At 60.9% G+C, this 13665-nt stretch carries 14 protein-coding genes; 6 read left to right on the top strand and 8 right to left on the bottom strand.

Going from position 1 to position 13665, the window contains the following annotated elements; translation table 11 throughout:
- Positions 1–1245: an FAD-dependent hydroxylase gene (locus tag CYA_RS00790; RefSeq protein WP_011429085.1), complete on the top strand. Its 1245-nt coding sequence runs from the start codon at positions 1–3 to the stop codon at positions 1243–1245.
- Here CYA_RS00790 and CYA_RS00785 read toward each other — a convergent pair.
- The 3 genes from CYA_RS00785 to CYA_RS00775 all read right to left on the bottom strand — a co-directional run bounded on the left by CYA_RS00785 (position 1215) and on the right by CYA_RS00775 (position 4357).
- Entirely contained in the window at positions 1215–2930 is a 1716-nt protein-coding gene (locus tag CYA_RS00785) for a helicase HerA domain-containing protein (RefSeq protein ID WP_041438042.1), read from the bottom strand. The genes CYA_RS00790 and CYA_RS00785 overlap by 31 nt on opposite strands.
- Before the next feature lie 10 nt (positions 2931–2940).
- Entirely contained in the window at positions 2941–3729 is a 789-nt protein-coding gene (locus CYA_RS00780) for an Ig-like domain-containing protein (RefSeq protein WP_011429083.1), read from the bottom strand.
- 259 nt (positions 3730–3988) lie between these two features.
- A complete protein-coding gene (locus tag CYA_RS00775; protein WP_011429082.1) occupies positions 3989–4357 on the bottom strand; it encodes an AbrB family transcriptional regulator in 369 nt (122 codons plus the stop codon).
- Positions 4358–4706: 349 nt separating this feature from the next.
- On the opposite strand from CYA_RS00775, the gene coaBC reads away from it, so the two are divergent.
- The 4 genes from coaBC to CYA_RS00755 all read left to right on the top strand — a co-directional run bounded on the left by coaBC (position 4707) and on the right by CYA_RS00755 (position 8853).
- Entirely contained in the window at positions 4707–5930 is a 1224-nt protein-coding gene (gene coaBC, locus CYA_RS00770; RefSeq protein WP_011429081.1) for a bifunctional phosphopantothenoylcysteine decarboxylase/phosphopantothenate--cysteine ligase CoaBC, read from the top strand.
- A 54-nt stretch (positions 5931–5984) separates the two neighbouring features.
- Positions 5985–6743 carry a hypothetical protein gene (locus CYA_RS00765; protein WP_011429080.1) on the top strand — a complete coding sequence of 253 codons (759 nt, stop codon included), beginning with the start codon at positions 5985–5987 and terminating at the stop codon, positions 6741–6743.
- 187 nt (positions 6744–6930) lie between these two features.
- Complete coding sequence (gene cax / locus CYA_RS00760) at positions 6931–8049, top strand: calcium/proton exchanger (RefSeq protein WP_011429079.1); 1119 nt, start codon at positions 6931–6933, stop codon at positions 8047–8049.
- A 39-nt stretch (positions 8050–8088) separates the two neighbouring features.
- The gene (locus CYA_RS00755) at positions 8089–8853 is read left to right on the top strand and encodes a mechanosensitive ion channel family protein (protein ID WP_011429078.1); all 765 of its coding nucleotides are present in this window, start codon (positions 8089–8091) and stop codon (positions 8851–8853) included.
- Here the strand turns inward: CYA_RS00755 and CYA_RS00750 are convergent.
- Positions 8843–10114: an RNA-guided endonuclease InsQ/TnpB family protein gene (locus CYA_RS00750; RefSeq protein ID WP_011429077.1), complete on the bottom strand. Its 1272-nt coding sequence runs from the start codon at positions 10112–10114 to the stop codon at positions 8843–8845. The genes CYA_RS00755 and CYA_RS00750 overlap by 11 nt on opposite strands.
- On the opposite strand from CYA_RS00750, the gene tnpA reads away from it, so the two are divergent.
- A complete protein-coding gene (tnpA, locus tag CYA_RS00745; protein WP_011429076.1) occupies positions 10070–10543 on the top strand; it encodes an IS200/IS605-like element ISSoc3 family transposase in 474 nt (157 codons plus the stop codon). The genes CYA_RS00750 and tnpA overlap by 45 nt on opposite strands.
- Positions 10544–10730: 187 nt before the next feature.
- Here the strand turns inward: tnpA and CYA_RS00740 are convergent, their stop codons facing one another.
- From CYA_RS00740 to CYA_RS00725, 4 genes are all read right to left on the bottom strand, one after another.
- Positions 10731–10970 carry a DNA-directed RNA polymerase subunit omega gene (locus CYA_RS00740; protein WP_011429075.1) on the bottom strand — a complete coding sequence of 80 codons (240 nt, stop codon included), beginning with the start codon at positions 10968–10970 and terminating at the stop codon, positions 10731–10733.
- 93 nt (positions 10971–11063) lie between these two features.
- Positions 11064–11981 carry a cell division protein FtsX gene (locus tag CYA_RS00735; protein ID WP_011429074.1) on the bottom strand — a complete coding sequence of 306 codons (918 nt, stop codon included), beginning with the start codon at positions 11979–11981 and terminating at the stop codon, positions 11064–11066.
- Between the two features lie 92 nt (positions 11982–12073).
- The gene (locus tag CYA_RS00730; protein WP_011429073.1) at positions 12074–12748 is read right to left on the bottom strand and encodes an ABC transporter ATP-binding protein; all 675 of its coding nucleotides are present in this window, start codon (positions 12746–12748) and stop codon (positions 12074–12076) included.
- Positions 12735–13664 (bottom strand): ABC transporter ATP-binding protein, encoded by a 930-nt coding sequence (locus tag CYA_RS00725; RefSeq protein ID WP_011429072.1) that lies wholly within the window; start codon positions 13662–13664, stop codon positions 12735–12737. The genes CYA_RS00730 and CYA_RS00725 overlap by 14 nt, the downstream gene beginning before the upstream one ends.
- Between the last annotated feature and the right edge of the window lies 1 nt (position 13665).

Raw genomic sequence — 13665 nt, 5'->3', positions numbered from 1 at the left:
ATGACAACCCTTGCTCCCACTCCGACTACCTTGGCAGCCGTTTACGACGTGATCATCGTCGGCGGCGGCATTGCGGGCTTGACCCTAGCTTGTGCCCTGCAGGGATCCGGCCTGCGCTTGGCCCTCATTGAGGCCCAGTCGGCTGAGGCAGTCAGGCAGCGCCCCTTGGCCTATGCCCTTTCGCCGTTGTCGATCCGCATCTTTCGGGCCATCGGGGTGTGGGAGGCGCTGGCTCCCCACATCACACCCTTTGCCCAGGTGATTCTGACCGACGCCGACGCTCCCCAGCGGGTGACGTTTAGGCCGGAGGATGTGGGGGAAACGGCAGTTTTCTACTGCGGCGAACATGCTCGGCTGCAGCAGGTGCTCCAGGAGCGGGTGGCTGCCGATCCCCAGATCACCTGCCACTACGAAGCCAGGGTGGAGAGCGTAACCTACGGGGAGGCTGCGGCTGAGGTAGAGCTGGAAACGACCCAAGGCCGCCGCCGGCTGGCCGCCTCCCTGGTGGTAGCCGCCGATGGCCTGCGCTCCCAAGTGCGCCAGCGGGCAGGGATCCCGAGCGACGGCTGGGACTACTGGCAGTCGTGTATCACCGCCCTGGTGGCCCCTGCCCAAGACCACCAAAACGTCGCCTACGAGCGCTTTTGGCCTGCCGGCCCCTTCGCCATCCTGCCCCTGCCCGGCAACCGCTGCCAGGTGGTCTGGATCCTGCCCCACGAGCAGGCCAAGGCCACGCTGGCCCTTTCCCAGGCCGACTTCTTGGCCGAGATGCAGCGCTACTACGGCGACCAGGGCGGCTACCTTACCTTGCTGAACCCGCCCCAAGTCTTCCCGGCCCGCCTGCGCCAGAGCCGCCGCTACTATCAGCACCGCCTGGCTTTGGTGGGGGACGCCGCTCACCACTGTCATCCCGTAGCTGGCCAAGGGCTGAACCTCGGCATCCGCGATGCCGCTGCCTTGGCCCAAGTGTTGCTGGACGCCTGGAGACGACAGGAGGATTTGGGAGAGGTCCAAGTCCTGCGGCGCTACGGTCGCCGTCGCCGCTGGGAAAACTGGGTGGTGTTGCTCTTTACGGATCTCCTCACCCGCACTTTCTCCAACTCCTACTGGCCCCTGGTGGTCTTGCGGCGCTTGGTTTTGATAGGGATGATACGCTTTCCGCCGCTGCGGCGCTTTTTGCTGCGCCTGATGACCGGGCTGTGGGGCAGCCCTCCCTACAGCCCCAGTTCCTCCTTGGCCTTCTGAGCTGCCCAAAGCACCTCCGCATCGGCGGCCTCTGACCAATCGGGATCGGCGATCTCGGCGTAGAACCTCTGGTCGTAGGAGCGGGTTTGCACCACCACCGGCATGGGCACGGCATGGCCGAGAACCAGGGCCTGCTGTTTGGAATCCAGCTTGGCCAGCACCGTTTTCAAGTTCTGGCTGCCGGCTACACCCGTGAACACAGCCTCGATATCTTGGTCATCGTTGAGAAGGGCCGTGATGCGGGTGCCCAACTGCGACATCACCTCGCGGTCGAGACTGGAAGGGCGCTGATCCACCACCAGCAGCGTCACAAAGTACTTGCGCATCTCGCGGGCGATGGTGCCGAAAATGGTCTGCTTGGCCGCCCGCGGATCCAGAAAGCGGTGCGCTTCCTCGATGGTGATGCACAGTTGCCGGGGCCGGTCGAGGGGATTTTTGGACTGCAAGTACCGCTCCGTCTGCTGCACATAGGCCTGGTGAATGCGGCGGGTGATGACGTTGGCCGCCAACATGTAGGAGAGCAGGTTGGACTGGGATCCGAACTCGATGACCACGTGAATGCCGCGGCTGAGGGCCTCCAGGATCTCGCCGATGTAGTTGTGGGGCAGGCTGTTGCGGATGTACTTGAGGTCGTCGAGACGGGTGAGCTTGCGCTGCAGGGCCAGGATCGAGGCCTTGTTGCCCATTTTTTGCTCGCAAAACTCCTGAATCTCGGCGTTGGAAAGGCTCAAAAGACGGCTGATCCAGTCGCGGCCAAACTCGTTGCGCAGGATAATGGCGTTTTCCAGACTGGCCTCGGAGAGGTTGAGCTCCTCTGCCAACAGCGCCAGATCCTCCACCTCGATCTGGTTGTAGGCAATAAACAGCTCGCGGGCATCCCGCACCCCTCGCCGCCGCGTGGAATCGGGATCCAAGGTATAGATTTGCACCTGGCCGGGGAAGAGCTGCCGCAGCCCCTTGACGGTGGTGGCCTGCCTATCCTCGCTGGCCGCCTCCCAGCCATACTCAGAGTGCATATCAAAAACCAGGTTTACCGCCGCCCGTTTGCGGATGATGCCCGCCAGGATCAGGCGGGCCAAAAAGGATTTGCCGGTACCGGACTTGCCGAAGATGCCGTTGCTGCGCTCCACCCAGCGATCCAGATCCAGACAAATGGGCACCGCCATGTCCAAGGGTTGGCCGATGGCGAAGTTGCGCCGAGTGGGGTCGTCTTCCCAGCCGAAGACGGTGCGAAAGTCCAGCTCCCGCGCCTCGTACACCTGGGAAAAGTGGGCCGGCACCGTTTTCACCGGCAACAGCTCCATCGCCTCGGCAGCAGGAGGGGCTGAGCCGCAGTCGTCTGGCCGCTTGGGATCGATGAGGGGATACAGCCTCTCTGCTTCCGTCTGCCGCGGCACCAGCATCAGCATGGGCGTGAGGGCGATAACCCCGTAGGTGCCGGTACCCGCCAGCACCTCCTGCAGCAGGGTCTCTTCCGGGCGGGGGGGATTGACCAAGATCTGCGGGTTGCTGGTTGCTAAGGTAACGTCGGTGAGCAGGCCGAAGAAGCGGTGGCGCTCCCCCTGGATCACCACAAACTTGCCCACCCGCAGGTCTTCTACCGAGACACCGGGGTTGAGGCGAGCTTCCAAGCCCCGACTCAGGGATCCCTGGATGACGGTGGCTAGCGGTTGGGGAGCGGTCATGGCGGTGAGACTAGTTGCCCGCCTGAGCGCGGGCGCTGCTGCGGGGGGCCCCATCTTGGACGATCCAAGTGCGGACGATCTCCACCTCCTCCGGCGTCCAAAAGCCCAGACGAGAGAGGGGCAGCCCGCGGGCCTGGAGGTAGGCGATCTCCGGGGATCCGCCGCGGGCCTGAGGGCGGTTGGGGTTGTTGGCGTTGAGGATGGTGGCGTGGCGGCGCGTCCAGCGGGGATCGATCAACTCGCTGTTGGGATCCCCTGGCTTGACGTAGGCCAGAACCGCTTCGTAGCTGTCCAGCAACTGGGTGCGCTGTCGCCCTGCCGGCTGGTGGCAGCCGACACAACTGGCCTCCAGCAACGGCTTGATGTCCCGCTCGTAGGTAAACTGCGGCTCGGTGCGAAAGCGCAGTTGGATGGTCTGCTCCAGCGGCAGCCCCTCCTGCGGCGCGATCGTGAGGGTGTAGTCGGTGCTAAAGCGCAAGGGATCCCGAGGTTTAAGCAACAACTCGTCTCCCTGCACGTCGAAAATGACCGCTGCCGGCGGCTCCAACTGAACCGCCAGCCGTTGTAGATTGGGATCCAGCGGCCGATCGAATTGCAGCCGTAGAACCCCGTCCACAAAAACATCCTGCTGCTCGGGGGCTGGCTGAGAGGAGACCCACTGCAGCGGCGCATTCGATTGCGACTCAACCTGCAGATGAGGCTGAACGGCCCAGAACACCACTGCCAACACCACCAGCCCCACCCAAATTCGCCAGCGTCGCCACCGACGGGCCAGGTTCTGTGCAGTTGGAGTGTACATTGCCGCCGCCCTCATGAACTTTAACTTTTGTCAGAATAACGAAGCCCTCTGCGCTTCAGCCATCAATTGATACCTATTGATACAGATGATACAGACAGATAGGGATCCTCAACGAATACGAGGATCCCTTGTCCGCCTAAAAACAGGGTGACGATGGAGGGAAAGAAGCATCTCGCTCTTCCCTAACCATCGAGGGCTTTACCCAAGCTGAAACGCTGTTATCAGCAGAGAGAACCTCGACAAGGCAGGCGACAGGAAATCAGTCGATGCGCTCTAGCTTGATGTTGTGGTGGCCCAACTTGATCTCGAACTGATCCCCCGGCTTGAGGCCCATCTTCTTGGTGTAGGCAGCTCCGATGAGGAGGTTGCCATTCTTGTGAACCGAAACCCGGTAAGTCGGAGCCCGACCGCGGGAACCGTTCTCATCACTAGCATCGAGATCCACACCGACTGCCTTCAGCAAGGCATTGTTGAACTGCATCAGATTCACTCGCTCCTGACCATTCTTGGTATAGGTGACGTAGCCACAGGCGCGAGCTTTTTCCTTGCGATCCGCATTTCCCATCGAAGTTACCTTGTCGAGGAGCTCTTGGCCAGTGAGTGGTTTTGGTTTACCGGTCGTAGTCATATCAAGATGGCTCAAGGACAACAGTTAGTGTAGCCAAAAACAAATAGCGATTGCAATAAGTTGCCTTCAACTCTTTCTTATTAGAGGAGACAAGTTCGGCAAGCGGAATGGGATCTGAAGAGGCGAGTGCGCAAAACAGCAGTAGCGAATTCCCCCTGCGGGACAGAACCTGTAGAGTCGAGGTCGGACTTGCGAAAGAGGGGTTCTCCCCAGGCAAGCCCTAGGCTCGCAAGTGCTGTTCTCGGCGGGATCGGCGGCCTGAGCCCTAGCACTTTGGGCGAGGGATTCCTGTTGTGTTGCTGGCAAAGGCAGGGAAACTGGAAACAGGGCTGTTTGAGTATTCGCTGATATGGATCCCTTTTGGTCGGGGCGGCGTCTGCTGGTTGGGGTGAGCGGGGGAATTGCTGCCTACAAAACTGCGGTTTTGGTGTCTGCTCTGGCCCAGCAGGGGGCAGAGGTGAGGGTGGTTTTGACGCAAGCTGCACAACAGTTTATCTCCCCGCTGACGTTTGCCACTGTGTCCCGTCAGCCGGCTTTTACAGATGCCGAGTTCTGGCAAGCTGCGCGGGGACGGCCGCTGCACATCGAGCTGGGGGAATGGGCCGAGGCTCTCCTGATTGCGCCGCTTTCGGCCAACACCTTGGGCAAGCTGGCCCAGGGGCTGGCGGACAATTTGCTCACCAACGTGGTTTTGGCCTCCCACTGTCCGGTGGCCTTGGCGCCGGCCATGAATACCCACATGTGGAAGGCTGAAGCAGTGGCCGAGAATTGGCAGCGGCTGCAACGGGATCCCCGCTTCTGGGCCTTGCCCACGGCCAGGGGCCGCCTGGCCTGCGATGCGGTGGGGGAAGGGCGCCTGCTGGAGCCAGAGGCGCTGCAGGAGTATGTGCGGGCTCTGCTCTGGACAGGGGGGCAAAAAGACTGGCAAGGGAAGCGGGTGTTGGTGACGGCAGGAGGCACCCGCGAGCCCATCGACGCGGTGCGCTTTATCGGCAACCCGGCCAGTGGGCGGATGGGGGTGGCGCTGGCGGTGGCCGCCGCCTGTCGGGGGGCCGAAGTCACGCTGGTGCATGGGCCGCTGGGGATCCCCTTTGATCCAGCACCCTTCGCCATTCGGGCCATCCCGGTGGAGACAGCAGCCCAACTGGAGCAGGTTTTGCGGGCGGAGTTTCCCCAGGTGGACGTGCTCTGGATGGCAACGGCAGTGGGGGATGTGCGGCCCACGCAGACCTATGCGGGCAAGCTGGCCAAGGCCGAGCTGCCCCTGCTGCTGCCCTTGGAGCCTGTCCCCGATTTGGTGGCAGCCCTAGCCCGTCACCGACGTCCCGGCCAGCTTCTTATCGGCTTTGCTGCCCAGAGCGGGGATCCTCTCCCCCCGGCCAAGGAGAAGCTGCAGCAGAAAGGGCTGGACGCCATTGTGGCCAACCCCATCGACCAGCCGGAGAGCGGCTTTGGCAGCAGCCACAACCAAGGCTACTGGATCCCGCGGCAGGGCAACCCGGAACTGCTCCCGTTGGCCACCAAATCGACCCTGGCTCACCGGCTGCTGGATCTGGCCCTGCGCCTAGGCTGACTTGGATAGCCGGCCAAAATCAGGTACCTTTGAGGCTAAGCGCAGAGGGATCCGATGGCGATCATTGTCTTGAGAGCCTGGTATTTGGATTCGGTGTTGTCTGCCTCCCAAGTGCAACAGCGAGCCCCTGACTTGCGCCTAAGCCGTACCGGCCTCCTGAAAACGGCGATGCGAGCCGATTTCCTCGACGATGTGGAGCAGGTGAAGGCCTCTGTCTGGTGGCAGCGCTACTTGGAAGGGGAGCTGGTGGAGTTTTACATCGAGGGCAGCGGCGCCTACAGCATCTCCAACCTCGATTTAATCAGCCGCGAGATCTACTTCAATAAGCGGGCTGCCCTAAGCATCACGGAGCCGGCCATCTACTTCTGTGGCCAATCAGATTACCCCGACTCCAGCGCCACGCTGCACCAGGCGTTGCAGACGGTGGTGGAGGCCATTAACCGCCATCATCAGCCGGTTCTTCCGCTACAACTGCAGGGATCCCCAGAGACACCCCTCATCGACGCAGCGCTGATTCGCAAGCTCAAGCAGGCGTTGCTGGTGGTGGCCGATGTCACCCCTGTGCAGGTCAATGGCCGGGGGCGGCCTCTGCCCAGCCCACAGGTCTGTCTGGAGCTGGGCTATGCCCTGCAATCGAAGCGCCCCGAGCAACTGCTGCTGGTGCAACTGCCCCGCCACGGCATCGAGGGATCCTTTCCCTTTGAGGTGGAAGGCAGCAGCTTTTTGAAAATCGGCGATCCGCAGCACCTGGTGGATCAACTGGGAGCCGAGCTCCTCCGCCTGCTGCAGCGCCATCGAGTCATCTCCCTCTAATGGCAGTACCTACTCAAGCCTCCCTGGCAGCAGCTAGACTGCTTTGGAAGGCCGCTGCTGCCGCCGCCACACTTCTGAAACTATCTATCAGCCTCTATTCCCCGGAACTATGACTCTGGCCGATGCAAATTCTCTGGTTTCCTCAGTTCGCCCTGCAGCAGGCTGGCAGAGAGCGCTGAACGGCTTGATGTTCCTGCTGCTGCTGGGGGTTCCCCTCTCGTGGACAGGCCACTTGCAGGGCTGGGATCCCAATCTGGTCTTCCTTTGTGCGGCCTTGGCGGTGGTGGCCTTGGCGAAGTTTATGGGTCAAGCCACCGAGGAGATCGCTGCCTTGACCGGGCCGACGATCGGGGGACTGATCAACGCCACCTTTGGCAACGCCACCGAGCTAATCATTGGCCTGGTGGCGCTGCAGGCGGGACTGGTGGAGGTGGTGAAAGCCTCCATCACCGGCTCGATCATCAGCAACCTGCTGCTGGTGGCCGGGCTGGCCATGTTTTTGGGCGGCATTAAGTTTCGCGAGCAGAGCTTTCGGCCCGAAGTGGCGCGTATGAACGCCTCGGTAATGAACCTGGCGGTGGTGGCCCTGATCTTGCCCAGCGTGGTCACCTATGCCGACGCCAACTTGGGCGCGCTCTCCATCCAAGAGCTCTCTACAGCGGTGGCTTTGGTGCTGATCGGGGTTTATGGCCTTACCTTGCTGTTTTCCCTCAAAACCCACAGCTACCTTTACACCATTCACGAGGCAGAGGCGGCAGAACATGAAGCCGCTGCCCGTCTCGCCCCCAATCCGGTTTTGCAGGCAGAGGGATCCATTCCCCAAGTGTTGACGGCCCCGCCCGAGCGGGCCGGTTTGGGGTTTTGGCTGTTGGCCCTCTTGGGGTTGACGGTGTTGGTGGCGCTGGAGTCGGAACTGTTGGTGAGCACCCTGGAGCATACTCTGGAGCACTTGCACATTACCTCGCTGTTCATGGGGGTGATTTTGCTGCCGATCATCGGCAATGCGGCCGAACATGCGACGGCAATCACGGTGGCCATGAAAGACAAGATGGATCTCTCCTTCTCAGTATCTCTGGGCTCGACGATGCAAATTGCCCTGTTCGTGGCGCCTCTGTTGGTGCTGGCCGGGAACGTGCTGGGCCAGCCGATGAACTTTAACTTCGGCACAGTGGAGCTGGTGGCCATTGCCGTCTCGGTGTTGCTGGTCAACTCCGTCAGCAGCGACGGTCGCTCCAACTGGCTGGAGGGGCTGTTGCTCTTGGCCACCTATGCCATTCTCGGCATTGCTTTTTTCTTTTTGGAGTGAGGTTGTTCAAGTACTCCACACCGCGGACGCAAACGATTCATGTTGCGCCAGCTGCGACCGGTAGATAAGTCGGGGAAAATGGGATCCCTGCTGTGGCCGCTCCTTTTCGGCGCGTCCCTCGCCCTATCTCCGGCCATCGAGCCTGCCTGGGGGCAGGAAACTTCTCAAAACCACGGCACCGCCTCCAACGTGCCTTTGCTCAGCCGCTTGGATGCTCTGGAAGAGCTGCGGCAAGCGCTCAGCCTGCCCACCGCTTCCATCCAAACGGAGGCCGTGACACTGGATGGGCGGCGGCTGTTCTTGGTCGCCGCGCCACAGGGGGATCCCGGCAGCCTGCCGCCGGTGTCGCAGCGGGCCCGCTCCATTCCCAACAGCGCCATTCGGGTGGTGGAGAACCTCTCCAACGGCTGGTCGCGGGTGGATCTGGGGATCGTGATCGCCTACGAAAACGACCTGGAACAGGCCATCCGCATTACCGAGCAGGTGGCTCTACAGATGTATCGGGAGCCGGCCTGGCGGGACAAGATCCGCGAGCCCCCCGAGATGCACGGCGTCGATGACCTGGGGGAGCGGGGGATTACATTGCGCATCTGGATCAAGGTGCAACCGCTGCAGCAGTGGCGGGTGACGCGGGAATACCGCCGTCGCCTCAAGCATGCCTTCGACCAAGCCGGGATCCAGATCCCGTTTCCGCAACAAGCCCTCTGGTTCCGCAGCCCACTGGAGATGCGCATCCAGGGCCTCAGCCCGGAAGAAACCCACCGCCTTTTGCACCCAGTGACATCCTCTCCCGCTAGGCCCTGACGGGCTGTAGACGGGAGCTTCCGAGAATCACTTCCCGGAGTTGCTGCTTCAACGGACTGGTAAACCAGGATCCTCCACAGCCAGAGAGCGGCAGTCCCACCGCCCTGAGTCCTCGCTTCAAAATCTCGATAGCAGCGTTCAAGTCTCTGTCCCACGACCCGCAACGGGGGCAATCATGCACCCGTTCCGACAAGGTCTTGGGAACACGCTCCTCACAAACACAACAATTTTGGGACGTACCACGGGGATCCACTCTCAACACCTGTTTGCCGCGTTTGACCGCCACTGCTGTCAGAATGTCAAGAAATCGTCCCCAAGCCGCATCCAAAATCGATTTAGCCAACCGAGTCCGTGCCAGCCCTCGGACGTTGAGATCCTCCACCACCAACAGGTCGTATTGCTCCACCAGCCAGTGCGCCACTTGGTAGTGGAACGCTTTGCGTTGTCGGGCAACGTGCAACTGCAAACAAGCAACTTTCGTGGCTTGTCTCTTCCAGTTGGCGGACCCCTTCACTTTGCGGCTCAGTTGCCGCTGCTGTCGGGCCAAGTGCTTTTGAGCTCGGCGGTAGTGCCGCGGGATAGGCACCACCTCCCCATCGCTGGTGGTGAGAAACCTATCCAATCCCACATCAATGCCCACCGCCTTTTTGATCGGCACAGGCTCTGGGGAAGGGACGCTTTTGTCCTCCAAAGTAATGCAGACATACCACCCATCGGCCTTGCGCACCACTGTGCAGGTTTTGGGCACAAACCCCTCTGGTAAGGGGCGGTGCAGCACCACAGGCATCGAGCCAATCTTGCTCAGCCGCAGAGTCTCCCCTTCCAGATGCGCTCCCGCCTTGGGGCAATTGATGCGGGGGAATGTGAAGGATCTCAACTCCCCCGCTTTTTTGAAGCGAGGCCGCCCCCGCCGCTTGCCTGTGCTATCCGGCTCCCGCCACGCTTTCCACGCCTTGTCCAGCCGCATCAAGTTTTGCTGCAGCACCTCGGCGTAAATGCCCCGGTAGGCCGGGAACAGTTGCTTGATTTGTTTGAGGGATCCCGCCTGCCGATAATAATTCGGCTCCAGCGGGGGTTCTGACACAGGCAACGGACAAGAGACAAGACTGCAGCGGTCAATTGGGCAACGGGTTGCGGTCAGCCAGTCCAGTCTCTGCCCCAGAGCGTCGTTCCACTGCCGCCGCAACAATTCCAGCCACTCGGTCATCAGAGCGGCTTGGTCGTCGCTGGGCAGGATCCGGTACTCGTGGGTGATAATCATGAGACGGTTCTAGCATTTAGCGCAATGAGCTACAACATAGGCCATCGTTCTGTTTACAGCCTACAAATCCACTTGGTGCTGGTGACAAAGTACCGTCGTCGGGTGATAACTGCTCCAATGTTGCAGAGGCTGGAAGATATATTTCGAGCGACCTGCCAAAAGTGGCGCTGTTCCTTGGTGGAGTTCGACGGTGAGGCGGACCATGTGCATCTGTTGGTGAGTTTTCCGCCGGATGTTCAGGTCTCGAAGCTGGTGAACAACCTGAAAACAGTCTCCAGCCGGTTGATTCGCAAAGAGTTCGCCACAGAGGTGGCACGGTTCTACAGCAAGCCTGTATTTTGGACAGGGGCCTATTTTGTTGCCTCTTGTGGTGGGGTCACCGTTGAGGAGTTGAAGAAGTATGTTGAGCAGCAGGCATCGCCCAGATAGTGAGACTCAGGGGCATTGAACCCCTTCGTCTCACCGCCTATCCCCCACCCGCCAAGCTGCGCTGTGGCGGGAGTACCCCGGAGGTTCTGATGGAGTCACGGCTGAGCAACCCCGATCCCATTTCTGAGGAGCGAGCCGGCCAACTTCCTCCCTAGCTGGCCATCGCAGCTCCAAGGGGGCCAGGCGGCTACTCGTCGCCGATGATTTCCGGCTCGGTCAGCTCATCGGACATTTCGATGATGGCGCGGCGAATGGGCTTCATCCAGCCCTCTTCCACATCGTTGGGGTCATCGTAGCGGCGACGCTTGGCCCGATTGGCCACCTGCACTGTGATGCGATAGCGGTTTTTGGAAGCGTTAATTAACGCCTCTACCCGACGCATCAGCTCGTCGTTGTCGATGCCCAAGTGAGGGTTACGCAAGGTCATGGTCGGCGTCTTGTTACCAGGTAGCCTTTTATCTTAGCAAACCTCTCGCAGCTCATAAGGGCGTCAGCCCGGCCCAGGGCGAGGGATCCCCGATCAAAACCAACGCCCCGCCGACTTGCGCACTGCAATCAAGCTGCTGCTGGTGCCCAGAAAAACCCCCATCCCCAGCAACAGCAGCGGCAGAAACCAAAACTCCGCCTGGCCGGGATCGGCCTGCATCACCTTGAGGAAGGGCAGCGCAATCAACTGCTCCAGCGCCTCCTGCAGTAACTGTTGGGATCCCAGAACCAAGCCCCAAGCCCCCAGCGCACTGACTACCCCGAACAGGCAGCCCTGCAAAATAAAGGGCAAGTAAATCCAGGTCGCCGTCGCACCCACCAGTTGCATCACCTCAATCTCCCGCCGCCGCGCCATGACAACCAGGCGAATGGTGGTAGTGATCACCGCCACTGCCGTCAGGGCCAACACCCCGGTGATGCTCAGGGATCCCAGACGTAGCACCTCCTGGATTTGGGCCAGTTGCTCCACAATGCGGTCGCCGTAGTACACCTCGTCTACCCCCTCCAGTTGGCGGATCTGCTCGGCCACTTGACCTAGGATCTCGGCAGAATCGGCCTTGACTCGCAGGGCATCCACCAAAGGGTTATCCCCCAACTGGGTCTCCAGGGCCGCCTCATCCTGGATCCCCATCTCCAGCAAAAGGTCGCGCCAAGCTTGCTCTTTGGTGATCACCCTCACCTCCGCCACATGAGGCAGTTGGGCCACTTGGGGCTGCAAATCCACCCCCCGGCGTTCCGGCTCCAGATAGACGGAGATCTCCAGTTGCCCCCCCAGCGACTGGACCGTTGCATCCACCCCCCGAGACAGCTCCACGCCGATCCCGACCAAAAACAGCAACACCAACAGGGTGCTGATAGCAGCCCAGTTCAGCCAGCCCCCCCGCCGCAACCCCAAAAAAGTTTCCTGCAGGAGGTAGCGGATTTTGTTGAGAAATCGGGAGAGAGAGTGCATGCTGCCTACCGTCCAAGAGTTTGCCCGCTCTAAGCTTTAGCGTCGCAGTTGTGGAGAGGAAGATGGGGCTGCGCCGCTCTGGCGGGAGCCCCTCAGCGCATATCGTACAGATGTCCTCCCTCCAGGCGCACCACCCGGTGACCCGCCCGCTCCACCAGATAGGGGTCGTGGCTGGTCATGATGACGTAGCGGCTGCAGAGCCGTTCCAGGAGAAAGCGATCATGACTGATGACCAAAAGCCCCATCTGATGTGCCCGCCCATAGGCCAAGACAGCTTGCCAGATCAGGGCTTGGGTATTGGCGTCGAGCATGGCTGTCATCTCATCTGCAATCAAATAGCGAGTTTGTGGGTTGAGAACCCGGGCGATGACAACCCGCTGCAATTCTCCCCCGCTTAGCTCATGGGGATAGCGGTTGAGCCAACTGGGGGAAATGCCTAAGGTGTGGAGAACCTCTGGCTGGGGAGGAGGCCCTTCCCGCAAGACCTGAGCTATGCGCCAGTGGGGGTTAACGGCCTGCTCTGGATGTTGAAAGACAAGCTGCACTGGGCAGTACCCTCGCCGAGGCAAAGGCTGCCCTGCCACACTCACCCGACCTTGGCTGGGGGTAAGGTAGCCCGCCAGCAACTTGGCCAGAGTAGTTTTGCCAAAACCAGAGGGAGCCATCAGCCCTACGACTTCCCCAAGTTCTACTTGAAGGGTCTGATCTTGCACCACCCAAGGCAGATGCCGTCCATAGCGAAACCAGAGATGCTCACCCTTGAGCATGGATACACCTCACCCACCCTCCTCCAACCGCCCGCAGAGGCGGACGCTCAGCTCGACAGATTTCACTTGCCCAGGGGCAGCGATCCCCAAACAAACAACCCGCAGGCAGTGCCTCAGGGTCAGGCTGGTTGCCCGGCAGGGGAGCAAACTCATTTTGGGGCAGGGATCGCCACAGAGCTTGAGTGTAGGGGTGGCGCAAGTTTCCCCTTTCGAAATCCTGAGCCGAGGCCAACTCGACTGTAGTGCCCGCATAGAAGACTGCCACTCGATCTGCCACCGACAACGCCGCCTGAATATCGTGTGTAATCAACATAACGCCTCGGCCCTCCTGGGCCAGCTCCCGCAGATGGGCAAGGGTCTCAGCCACCACCTCCGCGTCCAAGCCTGGCGTGGGCTCGTCGGCTATCACCAGCTTGGCTCTGCTAACTGCCGCCGTCGATAACAGCACCCGCCGTGCCATGCCTCCGGAGAGCTGGAAAGGGTAGAGGCCCTCTGTTCCCGGCGGCAAGCTATAGCGGGCAAAGATGCGGCTCACTGCTCTACGGGCCTCGCCTTGGGAGGCACCGCTGAGCCGAGCTACCCGCTGTACCTGGGATCCTACTTGCATGAGGGGATCCAGGTAGTCCACAGACTGGGGGATGAGAGCAATGGCCTTGCCGCGCAGTTGCCTACACCGCTCAGGGGTCAAGGGCTGCCCCTGAAATAGGAGAGTACCGCGCAGGGTAGCGTTCTCTGGCAAAAGACCCAAGAGGGCATGGGCCAGCAAACTTTTGCCCGATCCGCTGGCCCCCACCACTGCCACCACCTCCCCTGCCTTAACCTCCAGATCCAGATCTGTAATCACCTGAAGGTAGCGGCGGCGCAGCCCCCGCTCGTATCGGCTGAACCTAATGTTTAGGCCGGAGACCACCAACATG

Origin of the sequence: Synechococcus sp. JA-3-3Ab, from assembly GCF_000013205.1 — a bacterium.
Classification (GTDB): Bacteria; Cyanobacteriota; Cyanobacteriia; order Thermostichales; family Thermostichaceae; genus Thermostichus.
Note: the sequence above shows the minus strand (reverse complement) of the source record. Positions and strands in the feature narration are given on the sequence as shown.

What these genes read in the sequence shown, in the direction of transcription:
- CYA_RS00730 (WP_011429073.1), bottom strand. Translation starts at nt 12,748, where the DNA reads ATGCTCAAGGGTGAGCATCTCTGGTTTCGCTATGGACGGCATCTGCCT.
- CYA_RS00775 (WP_011429082.1), bottom strand. Translation starts at nt 4,357, where the DNA reads ATGACTACGACCGGTAAACCAAAACCACTCACTGGCCAAGAGCTCCTC.
- CYA_RS00735 (WP_011429074.1), bottom strand. Translation starts at nt 11,981, where the DNA reads ATGCACTCTCTCTCCCGATTTCTCAACAAAATCCGCTACCTCCTGCAG.
- CYA_RS00790 (WP_011429085.1), top strand. Translation starts at nt 1, where the DNA reads ATGACAACCCTTGCTCCCACTCCGACTACCTTGGCAGCCGTTTACGAC.
- cax (WP_011429079.1), top strand. Translation starts at nt 6,931, where the DNA reads ATGTTCCTGCTGCTGCTGGGGGTTCCCCTCTCGTGGACAGGCCACTTG.
- CYA_RS00725 (WP_011429072.1), bottom strand. Translation starts at nt 13,664, where the DNA reads ATGTTGGTGGTCTCCGGCCTAAACATTAGGTTCAGCCGATACGAGCGG.
- CYA_RS00740 (WP_011429075.1), bottom strand. Translation starts at nt 10,970, where the DNA reads ATGACCTTGCGTAACCCTCACTTGGGCATCGACAACGACGAGCTGATG.
- CYA_RS00785 (WP_041438042.1), bottom strand. Translation starts at nt 2,930, where the DNA reads ATGACCGCTCCCCAACCGCTAGCCACCGTCATCCAGGGATCCCTGAGT.
- CYA_RS00765 (WP_011429080.1), top strand. Translation starts at nt 5,985, where the DNA reads ATGGCGATCATTGTCTTGAGAGCCTGGTATTTGGATTCGGTGTTGTCT.
- coaBC (WP_011429081.1), top strand. Translation starts at nt 4,707, where the DNA reads ATGGATCCCTTTTGGTCGGGGCGGCGTCTGCTGGTTGGGGTGAGCGGG.
- CYA_RS00755 (WP_011429078.1), top strand. Translation starts at nt 8,089, where the DNA reads ATGTTGCGCCAGCTGCGACCGGTAGATAAGTCGGGGAAAATGGGATCC.
- CYA_RS00780 (WP_011429083.1), bottom strand. Translation starts at nt 3,729, where the DNA reads ATGTACACTCCAACTGCACAGAACCTGGCCCGTCGGTGGCGACGCTGG.
- CYA_RS00750 (WP_011429077.1), bottom strand. Translation starts at nt 10,114, where the DNA reads ATGATTATCACCCACGAGTACCGGATCCTGCCCAGCGACGACCAAGCC.